We start from the raw sequence: 16,391 nt of genomic DNA, 5'->3' as shown, positions 1-16,391 counted from the left end.
GCGCTCGGGCACGTTGCCCGGGCCGCCCACGCTAAGATGTCAGCATTGCATTCAGTGGATGACCGCAGGGCGTGCTGGAAGAACGGATGACCGACCGGGTGGCTGCCGGACACGCACGCGCACCCTGGCTGGTGCGCACGACCTCGCCGCTGCATTTCCTCGCAGTTTTCGCCCTGGCCGCACTGCTGCAGCGCGCCCTGTCCTTGCCCCTGCCGCAGGCCGTGCCGCTGCTGGTGATGCAGTGGGCCGGCTCGCTGCTGGCTGCCGCCGCGCTGCTGCTGGCGCTGGCATGCTTTGCCCTGTTCGCCCTGCGCCGCACCACCATCCTGCCCAGCCACCAACCCTCCACGCTGGTGGTGCGCGGTCCGTACCGGCTCAGCCGCAACCCGATGTACGTCAGCCTGGTGCTGAGCTACATCGGCCTGGCCGGATACCTGGTGGTGCCATGGGCACTGCTGTTGCTGCCGCTGCCGCTAATGGCGCTGCAGCGGGTGCTGATCCCGTTCGAGGAAGCCCGCCTGCGCCGCGAGTTCGACGGCGCCTACTCACTGTATTGCACGCGCGTGCGTCGCTGGCTGTAGCCAGTCCGCCAGCGGCACGGATAATGCGGCCATGAGCCAGACCTGCATCGGCATGACCGGCGGCATCGCCTCGGGCAAGAGCGCACTGGAAAGCGCGTTCACCGCGCTCGGCATTTTCGTGGCCGATGCCGACCGCATCGCCCGTGCCGTGGTCGAGCCGGGCACACCCGCGTTGGCCGCGATCGTCGACACCTTCGGCGCCACCGTGCTGGATGCCGAAGGCCGGCTGGACCGCGCGGCGATGCGCCGACGCGTGTTCGATGACACCGACGCGCGACGCGCGCTGGAAGCCATCGTCCACCCGGCCGTGCGCGCCGCCCTTGAACAGCAGTGCCGCGATGCCACCGGCCCGTATGCGGTGGCGATGATCCCGCTGCTGGCCGAGGGCGGCGGCCGCGAACGTTATCCGTGGCTGCAGCGCATCGCCGTGGTCACCGCGCCGATGGATATCCGCATGGCGCGGCTGCTACGTCGCGATGGCATCGACGAAACACTGGCGCAGCGGATGATCGACGCGCAGGCCAGCGATGCCCAGCGCATCGCCCTGGCCGACGACATCGTGCGCAACGACGGCTCACTGGAAGACATCACCCTGGCCGTGGCCGAACTGGACGCGCGTTACCGCCTGCTGGCCACGGCGTAGGAGCGGCTCATAGCGGAGCTTTCCCGGTGAAGCCCATCGCGGGTATGGCCCGCTCCTACGTCGGCCACAGCCCACGGATCGCGGCGACACCCTGCGCACCATGCTGGCGGGCTTCGGCCAGGTCGGCCGTGCCCAATCCGCCGATGGCGTAGATCGGCAGCGACACGGACTCACGCAGGCGCGCGAAACCGCTCCAGCCCATCGCCGGATGTTCCGGCTGGCCGGGTGTCTCGCGCACATTGCCCAGCACCGCGAAGTCGCAGCCCAGGTCTTCGGCCATGCGTAGTTCGTCCAGCGAATGGCAGGACGCACCCAGTGGCGTGCTGTTCGGCACCGGTCGCGCGCTCAGGCGCGACAGCTGTTCGCCGCGCAGGTGCAGGCCGATGCCCAGGTCGCGCGCCAGCTTGGCATTGCCGTTGAGCAACACTTCCGCGCCGGCCTTGCGGCACAGCGCGACCGCCGCGGCCGCCAGCTGCGGCCAGGACGGATCGGCGTCGAGGCCGCGCGCGCGCAGCTGCACGCGGCGCACGCCATCGGCCAGCGCCAGTGACAGCGCATCCAGCCAGGCCTGGTGGTCAGTGCCGGGTTCGGGCGTGACCAGGTAGCGGTCCGGCTGCTGCAGCACCGCCACCACCGGCTTGTCGGCGTCGGGCATCGGGTAGCGCGTGAGCTTGTCGTGCTCCACCCAGGCCAGCGCCTGGCCTTCCACGCCGCGCGGCACGCCCTTCCACGCGGTGACCCGGCGGATGTCCAGCAGCAGCCGCTTGTCCGGATACAGGTGCGGCACGCGCATGATCGGCGCGCCGACCTGCACGGTGATGCCCAGTTCTTCCTGCAGCTCGCGGATCAGCGTGTCTTCGGTCGACTCGCCCGGCTCGCGCTTGCCGCCAGGGAACTCCCACAAACCCGCCAGGTCACGCCCATCGCCGCGACGGGCCAGCAGGATGCGTCCGCGTGCATCGGTGATGACGGCGGCAACGACGTGGATGGAGCGGAGTGGCGCGGATTCCATGGCAGGGCTTGGCAGGAAGTTGGGGAATGATCCGCCGCCGCGGCACGCGACATCACCGGAAACAGGCACGGGCGCGAGGCAACGACAACAGGGATCGCCGATATGGTAGCCGACGGCGGCCTGCCGCCGCCGCATCCGCGCGCCGCGCTCAGCGCCTGGCGGGGTCGCCTTCGTAGTTGGACAGGGCCAGTTCCAGCAGCGACTTGGCCTGTTCGCGCAACACCGGCGGCGCGACGATTTCGGCGTCAGAGCCGTAATGCAGCACGTCCATCAGCAGTTCGCGCGAGACGCTGTAGGGCACCTTCAGCTCGTAGCGGCCATCGGGCAGGAAGCGGCCTTCCTGGCGCGCGTGCCACTGCTCGTCGGCAACCCAGCGCGCAGCCTTGGGGCTGAAGACGATCGTTGCCCAGCCCTTGGGTTCGCCGGAGAAAATGCCGTAACTCGACGCCAGGTGCGCACTCAGTTCGTCCTTGCCCATTTCCACGGCGGCTTCGTCCAGCGCGCGCGCGTTGCTGATCCGGTCCACCGCGAAACTGCGCAGCGCCTCGCGGCCGTGGTCCCACGCATCCAGGTACCAGTTGTCGCGGTAATGGGTGATGCGCTGGGGCGAGACGGTGCGGCGGGTGCGCTCGTCGGTGGAACGGGCGCGGTATTCGAAGCTCAGCTGGCGCCGCTCCAGCACGGTGCTGGCCACGCAGCGGAACGCGGCCTGGTCCAGCTTGCGGCCGCGATGCGGGATCACCCGCACCCGCTCAACCGGCCAGCGCTCGGTGCCGGTGTGATCGGCCAGCAGGCCTTCCAGGCGTTTCTGCAGCGGCGCCAGTGCGCCGGCCAGCACGCCACCGCCGGTACGCAGCAGCAGCTCCTGCGAGGCCACCAGTGCATAGAGTTCGTCCGAACTCAGCCACAGGCCCGGCAGCTCGAAGCGGTCGGTTTCACCGGCGGCGTAGCGGAAGCCGGCTTCCCCATCACCTTCCACCGGTGCCATCAGCGCATCGCGCAGATAGGCCAGGTCGCGGTAAACGGTGGCGCGCGAGCAGCCCAGCTCATCCTGCAGCCGCTTGACGGTGACCGGATAGCGCGCACCCTTCAGAATGCGGTGCAGGGCGGTGATGCGTTCGATCTTGTCCATGCCTGCGATTATGGCCGAGCCGGGCGTCAATGCATCGGCCGGCATTCACTGCCCATCCTTCACTCTTGGCAGGTCCACTGCCACCCAAGTTCCACGGAGTCCCGGTCATGCGTCGCGCCCTCCCCTTCCTGGCCTGCCTGCTGCTGGCTGCCTGTCAGGCCGCCCCCGATCCGTCCACGTCGGCGACCGATGCGACCGCAACCCCGATCCAGCAGGTGACCGCTTCGATGGAAGCCTTCCAGCAGGCCCGCAGCTTCCATGCGGTGATGTCGCTGGAAGGCGCGAGCCAGACCAGCAACGAACTGGATTTCGTCGCTCCCGACCGCTACCGCATGCAGATGCCCATCGGCACCCAGGTCATCATCGGCGACGTGCTGTACCTGCAGTCGCAGGGCCGCACGCAGAAGATGCAGCTGCCCGAAGGCACCGTCGCCCAGTGGCGTGACCCCATGCAGCTCAAGGCCGGCCACGCCAACCTGCAGGTGCAGGCGCAGGGCAACAGCCAGATCGACGGCATTGCTGCCCGGCAGTTCCTGGTGCGCAACGGACCGGCCGAACAACCGGTGCAGTTCTTCTACTGGATCGGTCCGGACGGCCTGCCGGTGCAGTTGCGCCACCAGGGCGTTTCGCAGGGCCAGCCCTATACGATGACCGTGCGCTATAGCCGCTTCAATGACCCGGCCATCGTCATCGACACCCCGACCGCATCGGAATAGCCACCAGGCGATCCCGCCACCACCGGTGCCGCGGTCCTATTACAGGCTGCATCCGCACACCGCAAGTGCCTCTATTTCAGGCAGATTCAAGTGCGCCAACGGAAAATGAACATTCGAAGCCGGTGAATGCCGGCTTCTTTTTGTCCCCCTGTCATGGAGCGTCACCGATGTCCAACCGCCTGACCTGCGCCCTGCTGTTCGCGCTCGCCGCCCCCCTGCCCGCACTTGCCCAGTCCAGCCTGTCCGATACACCGGCCCTGTCCAAGGTCGACAACAACACCGGTTGGTCCGGTTCCGGCGAAGCCGGCCTGGCCGTGTCCAAGGGCAACACCGACAACGAAACCTTCATCGGCAAGCTCAATTTCAGCTACAGCGACGACCAGTGGCGCCATGTCTTCGGTGCCGCCGGCCAGTACGCCAAGGACGATGGCGAGGAAACCGCGCGCCGCTACGAACTGTTCGACACCAGCGGTTTCCGCTTGACCGATCGCAGCTATATCTGGGGTTCGGTGCGCAATGAGCGCGACCACTACACCAGCTACGAGTACCAGTGGACCACCGCTGCCGGCTATGGCTACGAAGCCATCAAGAACGACCGCCAGCACCTGACGCTGGAGATCGGTGGGGGTTATCGCTGGGCCAAGGACCAGGACGTCCAGGTCCACCACAATGAAAGTGTCGGCCGCGGCCTGGTCGACTATGGCCTGCAGCTGACCCCCACCACCTCGCTGATCAATACGCTGCTGGTGGAATCCGGGAGCGACAACACGTTCGTCAAGAACCTGTTCGGCCTGCAGGTCGCCATGTCCGAGAAGCTGGCGCTGAAGGCCGGCCTGGAAACCCGCTACAACTCCGACGTGGAAGAAGGCACCAAGAAGACCGACAACCTGACCACGGTCAACGTCGTCTACAACTTCAAGTAAGCCCTGCGATCCACCGATCGCCGGTGACCATGAACCCCTCGCCGGACCGGCGGGGGGTTCATGCGTTCCAGGCCATGCAACTGCGCTGATCGCGCCGTGTCCCGCCGATGCCTACAGCCAGCGCCGCACATTCGCGCAGTAGCTGGCATAGGCAGCTCCGAAATGCGCACGCAGCGCGCGTTCTTCCGGCTGGATCTGCAGGCGCGTCAGCCATAGCACCTGCAGCACGACCGCCGGCAGTCCCGCCCAGGCCTGCCACCACACGCCCCAACCCACCAACAGCAGCACATGCCCCAGGTACATGGGATTGCGGCTGTAGCGATAAAGCCCGCCGGTGACCAAGTGACTGCTGGCCTGCGGTCGCATCGGATTGACCGTCGTACCGACCCGGCGGAAGCCGCGCTTGGGAGTCACGTTCAACACCAGCCCGGCCAGCATCAGCAATCCGGCGGCGGCATGGACGACGTGCAGGTTGAAGGTTGGCGCAGGCGGGGCGTGCCGCGTCATCCACACCGCGAACGCCAACAACACCAGCAGCACCGGTGGCGGCAGCCGCGTTTCCATCGCACGCAGCATCAGGCGATGCGCACCGGCTTACAGATCCAGATCCGCCAGCAGCACGTCGGCGCCGTCGGCCAGCAGTGCCTGGGCCACCTGATGACCCAGGTTTTCCGGGGTCAGCGTCGCCGACGAGGCATCGGCGCGGACCAGCGTGCCGTGCTCGGCCGAACCCACCAGTCCACGCAGCGACATGCCGTGTTCGTCCTCCTGTGCGAAGGCGCCGACCGGCACATGGCAGCTGCCATGCAGGGCACGATTCATGGCCCGCTCGGCTTCCACGCAGCGACGCGTGGGCAGATGGTCCAGCGCGGAGAACAGGGCCAGCACCTGCGGCGCATCGCTGCGACATTCGACCGCGATCGCCCCTTGTGCGGGCGCGGGCAGCCATCCGGGCGCGATCAGGCGCGCGCTGATACGCGACTGCAGCCCCAGTCGCTGCAGCCCGGCGCAGGCCAGGATGATCGCGTCGTACTCGCCGGCATCCAGCTTGGCCAGGCGCGTGTTGACGTTGCCGCGCAGGTCGGTCAGCTGCAGATCCGGGCGCAGGGCACGCAGCTGCGACTGGCGGCGCAGCGAGGACGTTCCGACCTTCGCACCGTGCGGCAACGCCTCCAGCCGCCGGTAGGCATTGGAGACGAAGGCGTCCGCCGGATCGGCGCGTTCCAGGATGGCTGGCAGCACGAACGGACCTTCCAGTTCCATCGGCACGTCCTTGAGCGAATGCACCGCGCAGTCGGCACGGTCATCCAGCATCGCCAGCTCAAGCTCTTTCAGGAACAGGCCCTTGCCGCCGATGGCGGCCAGCGAACGGTCCAGCACCTCGTCGCCGCGGGTGCTCATGGGCACCAGTTCAACGGTCAGTCCCGGATGGGTCTGGCGCAGCAGGTCGGCGACGTGTTCGCTCTGCCATAAGGCGAGCGCGCTCTTGCGGGTGGCGATGCGCAGCGATTTCATGCCGGCATTATCGCCGCAAGTGGCACGGCCGCGGTGTCAGCCCCGTGTCCGCCACGGACGCAATCACGCCCTACAGCGCCTTGACCGTCTCGCGCAGGGCCGGCACGCAGCGGCGGCTGACTTCCAGCGGCGCCGGCGCGTGGCGCAGTACCGCCTGCACGCGGCCATCGTCCATGCGCCGCAGTTCCATCAGCTCGTGGCGCGCGACCAGGCAGTTGCGGTGGATGCGAACGAAACGGCTGGCGAATTCCTCTTCCAGCGACTTGAGCGATTCCTCGATCAGGTCCTCGCCACGCGCGTGGTGGACCACCACGTATTTTTCTTCGGCCTGCAGGTAATGCACGTCGTCCAGCGGAATCAACCGCAGGCTGCCGCGCAGGCGTGCGCACAGGTGCGTGCGCGGCTGGTGACTGGCCGGCGCTGGCGCGCTGGCACGCCCGGCGACGAAGGTATGCGCCCGCTCCAGCGCCGAGACCAGGCGCTCCACGCGCACCGGCTTCATCAGGTAGTCGATTGCCGCCGCCTCGAACGCCGACAGCGCGTGCGCGTCGTAGGCGGTGCAGAACACGACCGCGGGACGCGGATCGAAGGCCGCCAGGTGGCGTGCGACTTCCAGGCCATCGACACCCGGCATGGAGATGTCCAGCAGCACCAGGTCGGGGCGATGTTCGGCACAGGCCTGCAGCGCGGCCAGTCCATCGCCGGCTTCGGCCACCACCTGCACGTCGGATTGTCCGGCCAGCAGGCCACGCAGGCGCTCGCGTGCCAGCGGCTCATCGTCTACAACCACCACGGTCAGTGGCATGCGCACCTCAGGCCAGGGGAATGGCGAGTTCGCAGGCATAGTAGCCCTGCTCCCAGAAGCCCGTCACCCGCGCCCCTGCGCCGAATCGATAGGACAACCGGTGGGCGATGCTGCGCTGGGCGTGGCCTGCACCACGCTCCACCCTGGGCACCGGCACGCCACCGGGTTCCGGCGCCGGGTTACGCACGCGGACATGCAGCAGCCGGCCTTCGACGCGCAACGCGATCTCGATGGCGCCGCCTTCGGGCAGTCGCGAGATGCCATGCAGCACGGCATTTTCCACCAGCGGCTGCAGCACCAGGCGCGGCAGCACCAACGTCCATGGCAGCGGTTCGGTGCGCTCCCACTGCACGCTCAGGCGCTCGCCCAGGCGCAGCGATTCAATCGACAGGTAGCGCTCGGACAACTCCACTTCCTGGGCCAGGGTGGAGTTGTCCTCACCCGCACCCAGCGCCGCGCGGAACAGATCCGACAGATCCAGCACCGCGCGTTCGGCCACCTGCGGCGCGCTGTGCAGCAGGCTAGCGATGAGGTTCATGCTGTTGAACAGGAAGTGCGGGCGGATCCGTGCCTGCAGCGCGTCCGCCTCGGCGCGGGCACTGGCCGAAACCTGTGCGGCCCAGCGGTCGCTGACATAGAAATAGCGCAATGCCAGCGCACCGATCAGCATTACCACCGCCGCACTGCCCAGGGTGAAGCGCCAGAAGCCCACGTGACCGGCCCCGATCTGCAGGCCCGTGGCGGTATAGAGCGTATACAGCGTGCCCGCCGAGCACATCCCCACCGCACCAGCCACGCCGACCGCGCATAACGCGCCCAGTTGCTGCGGCAGCCGCGACAGTGACGAGCGCATCACACACAGCAGCGCGGTGACCGCGACCGCCTGCCACAGCGCGAACGCGCTGGCCGACAGGAAATGTTCGACGCTCCAGCGTGGCGCGCCATCCGGTGAGAGCGCCAGCACGATCACCACCAGTTCGGCCAGTCCCAGCATCACCACCAGGCGCGGCAGCGTGCATAGCTCCGGCAACCAGTCCTGTGCGGGCTGCGCCTGGCTCATGCGATCAGCGCAAACGCTGCGACATCCAGTCGCCCAGGTCGCGGATCTCGTCGGCGCAAACCGAATGCGCCATCGGATAGGCATGCCAGTCGACGCTGAAACCGTTGTCGACCAGCGCCTGCGCGCTGCGCTGGCCATAGGCCTGCAGGACGACCGGATCAGCCGTGCCGTGGCCCATGAAGATCGGCTGCGAAGTCGCCGCTGCATTGGCGAAACCGGCCAGACCATCCGCAGCCGGCAGATAGGTGGACAGCGCGATCAGGCCAGCCAGCGGCACGCTGCGACGCACGCCGGCGGCCAGGGTGATGGCACCGCCCTGCGAAAATCCCGCCAGCAGCACGCGCGAAGGATCGATGCCGCGTTCGGCTTCGCGCGCGATCAGCGCTTCGACCTGCACGATCGACGCGTCCACGCCCGCCGCATCGGCACGCGTGGCGAAATCGGTGCCGGCAATGTCGTACCAGGCACGCATGCGCATGCCGTTGTTGATGGTGACCGCGCGCACCGGCGCATGCGGGAACACGAAGCGCAGCGCCGGCCAGCCCGGCCGCACCAGCTCGGGCACGATCGGGGCGAAGTCATTGCCATCGGCCCCCAGGCCGTGCAGCCACAGCACGCTCCACTGCGGGGCGGTGCCGGTTTCAAGTTCAACGGCGTCGAGCAGGTCGCTCATCACATCTCCAGGCGTTGGCATGAGGAGGAAAGGGAGAGGCCGGCGGCCTTCAATCCAGTTCCACCATCTCGAAATCGTCCTTGGTCACGCCGCAGTCCGGGCAGGTCCAGGTCTCGGGCACGTCGGCCCAGCGCGTGCCTGGGGCGATACCCTCTTCGGGCAGGCCATCGGCTTCGCGGTAGATGAAGCCACAGACCACGCACATCCAGTCGCGGTAGGTGGTGTCGCCGGGGTCGCTCATCGGATAATCACAGGTCCTGGGTGCCGCATTGTCACACAGCCGCACCCGCGCACTGGAGCTGCCATGTCGACCACCACGCCGCCGCGCGGCCTGTACCTGATCACCCCCGACGACGCCGACGGCGATACGTTGCTAGCGTGCACCGCCCCCTTGCTTGCCAGCGGCGCGGTTACTTGGCTCCAGTACCGCAACAAGCGAGTCGATGCGCCGGCGCGCGCACGCGATGCCGCCGCACTGCAAGCCTTGAGTGCAATCCACGGCGTGCCGCTGATCATCAACGACGATGTCCCGCTCGCCCTGGCGATCGGCGCGGCGGGCGTGCACCTGGAAGAAGACCCGACGCCGGTCACCGATGCACGCACTGCGCTGGGGCCGCAGGCGCTGCTCGGTGCCAGCTGCTATGAACAGCCCGCCCTGGCCCGACAGGCCGTGGCGGACGGCGCTAGTTACGTCAGCTTCGGCGCATTCTTCCCCAGTACCAGCAAGCCCACCACCCACCGCGCCACGCCCGATGTCCTGATCCAGAGCGCGACGCTGGGCGTCCCGCGCGTAGCCATCGGCGGACTGACCCCAGGCAACGCTGCGCCCGTCATCCAGGCAGGCGCCGACCTGGTCGCCGTCATCGGCGGCATCTACCGCGCACCCGACCCCATCGCAGCGGCGCGGGCGTTCCAGGCGCTGTTCGCCTAGACCGCATCCAGGGCGTCATTCCAACGCGGCCCTGACCGCTTCGGGGTCGGCCAGCGCCTGCACCTGCTCGATCAGGCGGATTGTGTTGCCGCCCAGCACGGCGGTGACCTGCTCTTCGTTGTAGCCGGCATCCAGCAGCGCCTGCACCACCTTGGGCAGCGCAGTGATGTCCTCGTAGCCGACCACGCCACCACCGCCATCCCAGTCGGCACCCAGGCCGACGTGCTGCCAGCCAGCCACCTGGATGATGTGCAGCAGGTGCCTCATGTAGTCGTCGAAGGTGGCCTTCTTCAGCTTGTACTTTTCGCCCAGTGCATCGATCTGGGCGAGGGCCTGCTTGCGCTCTTCTTCGCTGAGGTTGCGACGGCCGCCGAACGACTGGTAGAGCTTGCCGACCTCGGCGCGATATTCCGGCGTGGCCCCGGTGTCGATCAGGTAGTTGCCCAGCGAATTGACCTGGATGACGCCCCCGTGCGCCGACAGCACCTTCAGTCGCCTGTCGTCCAGGTTGCGCGGATGCGCATGGACGTCGTACGCGCCACTGTGCGAGAGGATGATCGGCGCCTTAGACAGCGCGATCATCTGGTCGAACACCTCGCGCGAGGCATGCGAGTGGTCAACGATGATGCCGAGCTTGTTGGCCTCGATGATCAGCTGCCGGCCCTTGTCGGTCAGGCCGCCGTGCTCGCCGACCGTCCCTTCGGCGATGCCCGAGGAATCGGCGAAATCGTTGTGGCTGCCATGCACCAGCGAAAGCATGCGCAGGCCAGCCTTGTAGTAATAGCTGAGCAGGCTGGGATCATGCGAGAGCGGATAGGCGTTCTCCATGCTGATGTAGACCGATTTCTTGCCTTCGGCCTTGATCCGCGCCGCATCGCCGGACACGGTGGCCAGTTCGAACTTGTCCGGATTGGCCGCGACCATTTCGCGGATCTCGCCCAGGCGCTTGAGGCCGAAGTCGCGTGCCTTCAGCTTGCCCAGCGCATCCAGCGGGCCCTGCCCGGTGTAGACGACCCAGAAGCCGCCATCCAGGCCGCCTTCGACCATGCGTGGGTAGTCGATCTGGCTGCCGTCCTGAGCGTAGCTGTGACGGTCGGTGATCTTCCAGTCCGGACGGCCAAACAAGGCCGGCGTGTCCAGGTGCGTATCCAGGTTGATCGCGCGTGCCTGGATCTGACGGGCCTGTTCGCTGACGACAATGTCCTTGGCCGGGCTGGCGTGCGCTTGGCTGCTGCACACGCCTGCCAGCACCAGCGCGGCCCATCGTGTCTTGTTCTTCATCGTGTATTTCCTTTCGATAAAAAAGGCGTCGTCCTGGGACGACGCCTTGATGGATGACTTCCAGCCAGCACCCGCCCTGCCTGAGCAGGCCGGGCGGATCCAAATCAGAAATCGTAGCTGGCAGTGACGCGAGCGTAGCGCGGCGTCTGGTAAGTCACCGGCTGGCCATACAGCGGGTTCACCGAGCCGTCCGGCAACTGCGAGAACGGGTAGATCATGGTCGGCTTCTGCGCATTGAGGACGTTGAAGATATTGAGGTTGACGGCCAGTTTCCCGTCAGCAAAATCCGGCTTCCAGGTCAGACCCAGGTCGAATTGGTTGATCCATGGCAGGCGGCCGTGCGAGCCCGGGGGCGAAGCCGATCCCGTGCCGGTTGCCGGGTCGTAGCAGTAGTGGTACGGGCCACCGGTGACCGCGCTACCGCCGTAACCGGCCGGATCGCTACCGCTGTAAGCCGTACCGTAGTAATTGCCCAGGCAGGTCTTGGGTGCACCGGAGACCATGCTCAGGTTCGCCGACACGCCGAACTCGCTGGTCACCTGGTAGTAGCCATACAGCTTGATCTGATGGCGATGGTCGTTGGACTGGTCGCCGTTGGTGTTCTCCATCAGTGCCGCATGGTCCCAACTCTGCGTGGTCGAGACCGCCGCCTGGCCCTGGTAGCTGCCCAGCGCGCCGCCGGAGCGGAACAGGTCCGAACGCAGCTGGCCTTCGGTGGTGCCGTAGCTGTGCGACCAGACGTAGTTGGCCTTGGCGTACCACTTGCCATCGAACGGACGCTCGAAGTTGAACTCCACGCCTGCGTAATCTCGCTTGAGCTCCGGGAAGCCTGCCGCCTCGCGGGTGACGGTCACCTGGCGCAGGTTGCCATCGGTGTCGTACACGTTCCAGATATTGGTCTTGCCCGGGTTGATCAACTCGGCACCGGCGGTGCGGGTCCAATCGACATCCACGCCCTGCGCCGCAGCCGAATTGACCAGACCAAGGTTGTCCGTATCGAAGTTCTGGTCGTCAATCGCATCATTCAGACGGCGGTAGGTACCGCGTACGCCATACACCCAGCCATTTTCCAGCTGTTTGGTGAAGCCCAGGATCAACTCATCCTGGTTCTCGCCCTTGATGTCCTTGACCACCGCGGCACTGGGATCGGACGCACGACCGAAGCGCGAGTTGGCCGACACCGCAGGGCCAAGCGACTGCGAGATGATCGGCGTGCCGTCGGCGTTGATGCCACTGTAGGTGAAGTACTCGCTCTTGGAAACCGACGAGGTGAACAGACCCACGGCCGACAGCGGCAGGCCCAGGTAGTAGCGACCGACGTTACCGAAGATCTTCAGGCTCGAATCGCCGTGCACGTCCCAGCTGAAGCCCAAGCGCGGCGACCAGGCGTCGACGCTGATGTAGGGCACGTGGCTGATCGGCACGTAGTTGGTGAACTCGTCCTTGCGCAGACCCAGGCTGAGCAGCACCTTGTCGGTGACCTGCCACTTGTCCTCCAGGTAGTACGCCTTCTGATCGGCGTCGTAGGAGTTCAGGCCACTGGTGGTGTCCTTGGTAACGTAATAGCCGGAGGCGCCGTAAACCGGATCGACCAGGCCGGGGCTCGCCACACCTTTTCCACCGGCTTCATTGGCCGACTGGCTGATCAGGCCGTTAGCGCCGGGCGCGGTGCCGTAAGGGTCGCTGGTGAGACCATAGGTCCACGCATAGCCCGGACCGGAAGCCACCGAACCGATGTTGGTGGCCTTCAGCTTCTGGTTGTCGATGCCGGCGGTGATCGCATGGTCGCCGATCCGCCATTCAACGCTCAGGCGCAGGTTCTTCTTTTCGTACTCGCGGTCGGAGGCCGTGATGGTGGCCTGCTTCTGCGCACCCTCGATCGGCGTGCCCCCCGTATAGGCCGGATTCTGCAGGGCCACGCTACCGATGACAGGACCGTCAGCCGCACTGTAGTTGTAGTAGCTGATCTCGTCGGGCGTGTTCAGCTGGCCATACAACGCGTTGACCGTAATGTTGTCACCGAAGTAGCCGGTGTATTTGGCCGAGTTCAGCACCGGCCCGGCCTTGTTGGTGTTTTCGTCGTTGTAATACGCACCTTTCGAGCGCGTCAGGTAGTCGTATTCGTAGATCTTGCCGTTGGTCTCGTACTTGTCGCCCGCGCTGGTGAGTTCCAGCAGGTGGTTGTCGGTGATGTACCAGTCCAGCTTCCCGTACCAGCGATTCTGCTGGTACTCGTATTCGGTCAGACCGCCGACGCTGCCATTGTCCGCATCGCGGTTGCTGGCAATGCGGGTGCCGTGGGAATCGACGCGTTCGCCTGCCAGGAAGAAGAACAGCTTGTCCTGGATGATCGGACCACCGACATAGGCGCTGTAGGTTTCAGACGTCGCCTTGGTCTCGCTCAGCGGTTGGTACAGACCGTTAGCCGAACGCGCGTAGTTGTAGGCGGTGTTGGTGACCGCCGAGGTCTGGCTGTCCGGACGCCAGTAGATGTCCTTCTGGCTGGCCTTGAAAGCATCGGGCTCGAATACAGCAGCGACGCCGAACTTCCATTCGTTGGTGCCGCGCTTGCCGATCTGGTTGATCACGCCGCCGTTGGAGCGGCCGTACTGGGCGCCGTAGCCACCGACGATGATTTCCTGCTGGTCGATGGCGCCGTACGGCAGGGTCAAACCGCCGAGGTTGTTCTGGGTATTGGTGGTATTGAAGCCATTGAGGTAATAAGCGTTCTCAGATGCCGCCGAGCCACCGAAGCTCGGCAGGCCGCCGCCCAGCGGACCGTTGTCGAAGCCGCCGCTGTTGACCACCACGCCCGGCGCCAGCAAGGCGATGGCCTCGGCGTTGCGACCCAGCGGCAACTGCTGCAGCTGCTGCGACGTCACCACGGTCCGGGTGTCCACGCTGCTGACGTCGATCGGGGAAACCGCGGTCGACCCCTTGACCGACACCGCGCCCAAGGTGGTCGCGCCACCGGCGGACAGGCCGACCTCGGTACCGGCGCCCACGATAATCGATACGTTCTCGCGGGTATCGGCGACTGCGCCATCATGCTTGAGGGTCACGGTGTAGCTGCCCAGCGGCAGGCTGCTCAGGGAGTAACGACCGCCCTCGACCTTCACTTCGCGCGAGAAGCCGCCACTGCTCTGGACCAGGACGGTGTCTGCTTCGCCGGCGCCGCTGACGGTGCCGAAGATTCGACCGGTGGTGGACTGGGCGTACGCACCGTTGGCGGCAACCGCCAGGGCCAGCGCCAGGGCACTCCTACGGATCAATCGATTCATGCTGCTTGTTTCCCCAAGAAATAAAGAACGGCAAGGCGCCGAAGAAAGCGTCGCTTCACCCCTGAGAACGACGCCGTGGTGACACTTTGGAAAATCCGCACCGCAGATGGCGAATGGCGTTTGTTTATGACGTCATGCAGCTGCATGTGACATGGATGCTAATGATCGACACGACGTGACGCCGCAACGGCGGCGGGTAGGTCCCGACTGACCGGGTAGGTCGCCGACCCTGAAGCCCGCCACGATTGGCTCTGGCGGCCCGCAACCCCGACAATGTGTGTTTCCCCGGTCTGTCACGGCGTCAGAAAGCGCCGACGACGTCCGACATTCGACGCCGCGTCACAGCACCGGTATCGACTCCACCCGCACCACACAGGACTCGCCCGCCATGCAGCACACGCGCTCCCACGAACTCTTCACCCGCGCCCAGACGCTGATCCCCGGCGGGGTCAACTCGCCGGTGCGCGCGTTCAAGTCAGTGGGTGGCGAGCCGTTCTTCGTCCAGCGCGCGGACGGCCCGTACCTGTTCGATGTCGATGGCAACCGTTACATCGACTACGTCGGCTCCTGGGGGCCCATGATCGTCGGCCACAACCATCCGCAGGTGCGCGAGGCCGTGGCGAAGGCCATCGGCGACGGTCTGTCCTTCGGCGCGCCCTGCCCGGCCGAAGTCACCATGGCCGAGACGATCACCAGGCTGGTGCCCTCGTGCCAGATGGTGCGCATGGTCAACTCCGGCACCGAAGCCACGCTCTCGGCGATCCGCCTGGCGCGCGGCGCCACCGGCCGCCAGCGCATCGTCAAGTTCGAAGGCTGCTACCACGGCCATGGCGACTCGTTCCTGGTCAAGGCCGGTAGCGGCATGCTGACCCTGGGCGTGCCGACCTCGCCAGGCGTGCCGGCGGGCCTGAGCGAACTGACCGCCACCCTGAGCTACAACGATTTCGAGGGCGCCACCAGACTGTTCGAGGAGATCGGCAGTGAGGTGGCCGCGGTCATCATCGAACCAGTGGTCGGCAATGCCAACTGCATCCCGCCGCGCGAAGGCTACCTGCAGCACCTGCGCGCGCTGTGCACGCAATACGGCACCCTGCTGATCTTCGATGAGGTGATGACCGGCTTCCGCGTGGCCCTGGGTGGTGCGCAGGCGCATTACGGCATCACCCCGGACTTGACCACTTTCGGCAAGATCATCGGTGGCGGCATGCCGGTGGGCGCCTATGGTGGCCGCGCCGACCTGATGTCCCAGATCGCGCCGTCCGGCCCGATCTACCAGGCCGGCACGCTGTCGGGCAATCCGGTGGCCATGGCCGCGGGCCTGGCGATGCTGGAGCTGGTCCAGGCGCCGGGCTTCCACGAACGCCTGACCGCCAGCACCGCCGCGCTGTGCGCGGGGCTTGAAGCGGCCGCCCGTGACGCCGGCGTGGCCGTCACCACCAACCAGGTGGGCGCGATGTTCGGCCTGTTCTTCACCGACCAAAAGGTGGACACCTACGCCCAGGCCATCGCCTGCGACACCGCGGCATTCAACCGGTTCTTCCACGCGATGCTGGAGCGCGGGGTGTTCCTGGCCCCGTCGGCGTACGAAGCCGGATTCACCTCCAGCGCACATGACGAAACTGTCATCGAGGCCACGCTGGACGCCGCACGCGCCGCGTTTTTGGCTATCCGCTAGCCATCCGGCGCTTTTCCCCGGGGGGCGGCGCAGCTTGGCAATGACGGCGACCTGACATAACGTGGCTGAAAGGTGCCTACGGACGGGTGCGGGCGGGGGCCCTGTCACAGAATCGATGCGGATCAACGCGCTTTAGGCGCGTGGCTCGATGCTGGGACGCACA

The 16,391-nt window shown here is 66.5% G+C and carries 16 protein-coding genes; 6 read left to right on the top strand and 10 right to left on the bottom strand.

All coding sequences use genetic code 11. The features are described from left to right. Positions 1-86: 86 nt before the first annotated feature. Together O8I58_RS15835 and coaE are read left to right on the top strand one after the other, a co-directional pair. Positions 87-581: a methyltransferase family protein gene (locus O8I58_RS15835; protein WP_298318153.1), complete on the top strand. Its 495-nt coding sequence runs from the start codon at positions 87-89 to the stop codon at positions 579-581. Between the two features lie 31 nt (positions 582-612). Continuing rightward, the gene (coaE, locus tag O8I58_RS15830; RefSeq protein WP_298318151.1) at positions 613-1,224 is read left to right on the top strand and encodes a dephospho-CoA kinase; all 612 of its coding nucleotides are present in this window, start codon (positions 613-615) and stop codon (positions 1,222-1,224) included. Positions 1,225-1,279: 55 nt separating this feature from the next. Here the strand turns inward: coaE and O8I58_RS15825 are convergent, their stop codons facing one another. Both O8I58_RS15825 and O8I58_RS15820 read right to left on the bottom strand, forming a co-directional pair. After that, positions 1,280-2,236: a Nudix family hydrolase gene (locus O8I58_RS15825; protein WP_298318149.1), complete on the bottom strand. Its 957-nt coding sequence runs from the start codon at positions 2,234-2,236 to the stop codon at positions 1,280-1,282. Positions 2,237-2,384: 148 nt separating this feature from the next. Then, complete coding sequence (locus O8I58_RS15820; RefSeq protein WP_298318147.1) at positions 2,385-3,368, bottom strand: helix-turn-helix transcriptional regulator; 984 nt, start codon at positions 3,366-3,368, stop codon at positions 2,385-2,387. A gap of 107 nt (positions 3,369-3,475) precedes the next feature. Between O8I58_RS15820 and O8I58_RS15815 the strand changes: the two genes are divergently transcribed. Next, positions 3,476-4,084: a LolA family protein gene (locus O8I58_RS15815; protein WP_298318145.1), complete on the top strand. Its 609-nt coding sequence runs from the start codon at positions 3,476-3,478 to the stop codon at positions 4,082-4,084. Positions 4,085-4,251: 167 nt separating this feature from the next. Beyond that, entirely contained in the window at positions 4,252-5,007 is a 756-nt protein-coding gene (locus O8I58_RS15810; RefSeq protein ID WP_298318142.1) for a DUF481 domain-containing protein, read from the top strand. Between the two features lie 111 nt (positions 5,008-5,118). On the opposite strand, the gene O8I58_RS15805 is transcribed toward O8I58_RS15810, so the two are convergent. From O8I58_RS15805 to O8I58_RS15780, 6 genes are all read right to left on the bottom strand, one after another. Then, the gene (locus tag O8I58_RS15805) at positions 5,119-5,583 is read right to left on the bottom strand and encodes a methyltransferase family protein (protein ID WP_345781314.1); all 465 of its coding nucleotides are present in this window, start codon (positions 5,581-5,583) and stop codon (positions 5,119-5,121) included. An 18-nt stretch (positions 5,584-5,601) separates the two neighbouring features. Next, positions 5,602-6,522 carry a hydroxymethylbilane synthase gene (hemC, locus tag O8I58_RS15800; RefSeq protein ID WP_298318140.1) on the bottom strand — a complete coding sequence of 307 codons (921 nt, stop codon included), beginning with the start codon at positions 6,520-6,522 and terminating at the stop codon, positions 5,602-5,604. A gap of 70 nt (positions 6,523-6,592) precedes the next feature. Continuing rightward, positions 6,593-7,327, bottom strand: coding sequence for a LytR/AlgR family response regulator transcription factor (locus O8I58_RS15795; RefSeq protein WP_298318137.1), 735 nt, complete (start codon positions 7,325-7,327; stop codon positions 6,593-6,595). Between the two features lie 7 nt (positions 7,328-7,334). Then, positions 7,335-8,387: a sensor histidine kinase gene (locus O8I58_RS15790; protein WP_298318134.1), complete on the bottom strand. Its 1,053-nt coding sequence runs from the start codon at positions 8,385-8,387 to the stop codon at positions 7,335-7,337. 4 nt (positions 8,388-8,391) lie between these two features. Beyond that, positions 8,392-9,060 carry an alpha/beta hydrolase gene (locus O8I58_RS15785; protein WP_298318132.1) on the bottom strand — a complete coding sequence of 223 codons (669 nt, stop codon included), beginning with the start codon at positions 9,058-9,060 and terminating at the stop codon, positions 8,392-8,394. 49 nt (positions 9,061-9,109) lie between these two features. After that, on the bottom strand, positions 9,110-9,301 hold the full coding sequence (locus tag O8I58_RS15780) for a rubredoxin (RefSeq protein WP_298318130.1): 192 nt from the start codon (positions 9,299-9,301) through the stop codon (positions 9,110-9,112). A gap of 63 nt (positions 9,302-9,364) precedes the next feature. Here O8I58_RS15780 and thiE point away from each other — a divergent pair, with 63 nt between their 5' ends. Continuing rightward, positions 9,365-9,991 (top strand): thiamine phosphate synthase, encoded by a 627-nt coding sequence (thiE, locus tag O8I58_RS15775; protein ID WP_298318128.1) that lies wholly within the window; start codon positions 9,365-9,367, stop codon positions 9,989-9,991. Between the two features lie 15 nt (positions 9,992-10,006). Here the strand turns inward: thiE and O8I58_RS15770 are convergent, their stop codons facing one another. Both O8I58_RS15770 and O8I58_RS15765 read right to left on the bottom strand, forming a co-directional pair. Further along, a complete protein-coding gene (locus O8I58_RS15770; RefSeq protein WP_298318126.1) occupies positions 10,007-11,272 on the bottom strand; it encodes a dipeptidase in 1,266 nt (421 codons plus the stop codon). Between the two features lie 104 nt (positions 11,273-11,376). Beyond that, positions 11,377-14,553, bottom strand: a complete 3,177-nt coding sequence (locus O8I58_RS15765) for a TonB-dependent receptor (RefSeq protein WP_298318123.1) — start codon at positions 14,551-14,553, stop codon at positions 11,377-11,379. A gap of 388 nt (positions 14,554-14,941) precedes the next feature. Between O8I58_RS15765 and hemL the strand changes: the two genes are divergently transcribed. Further along, entirely contained in the window at positions 14,942-16,228 is a 1,287-nt protein-coding gene (hemL, locus tag O8I58_RS15760; RefSeq protein ID WP_298318119.1) for a glutamate-1-semialdehyde 2,1-aminomutase, read from the top strand. Positions 16,229-16,391 lie beyond the last annotated feature (163 nt).

Origin of the sequence: Pseudoxanthomonas sp., from assembly GCF_027498035.1 — a bacterium.
Lineage (GTDB): Bacteria > Pseudomonadota > Gammaproteobacteria > Xanthomonadales > Xanthomonadaceae > Pseudoxanthomonas_A.
This window is presented reverse-complemented; position numbering and strand designations above follow the sequence as displayed.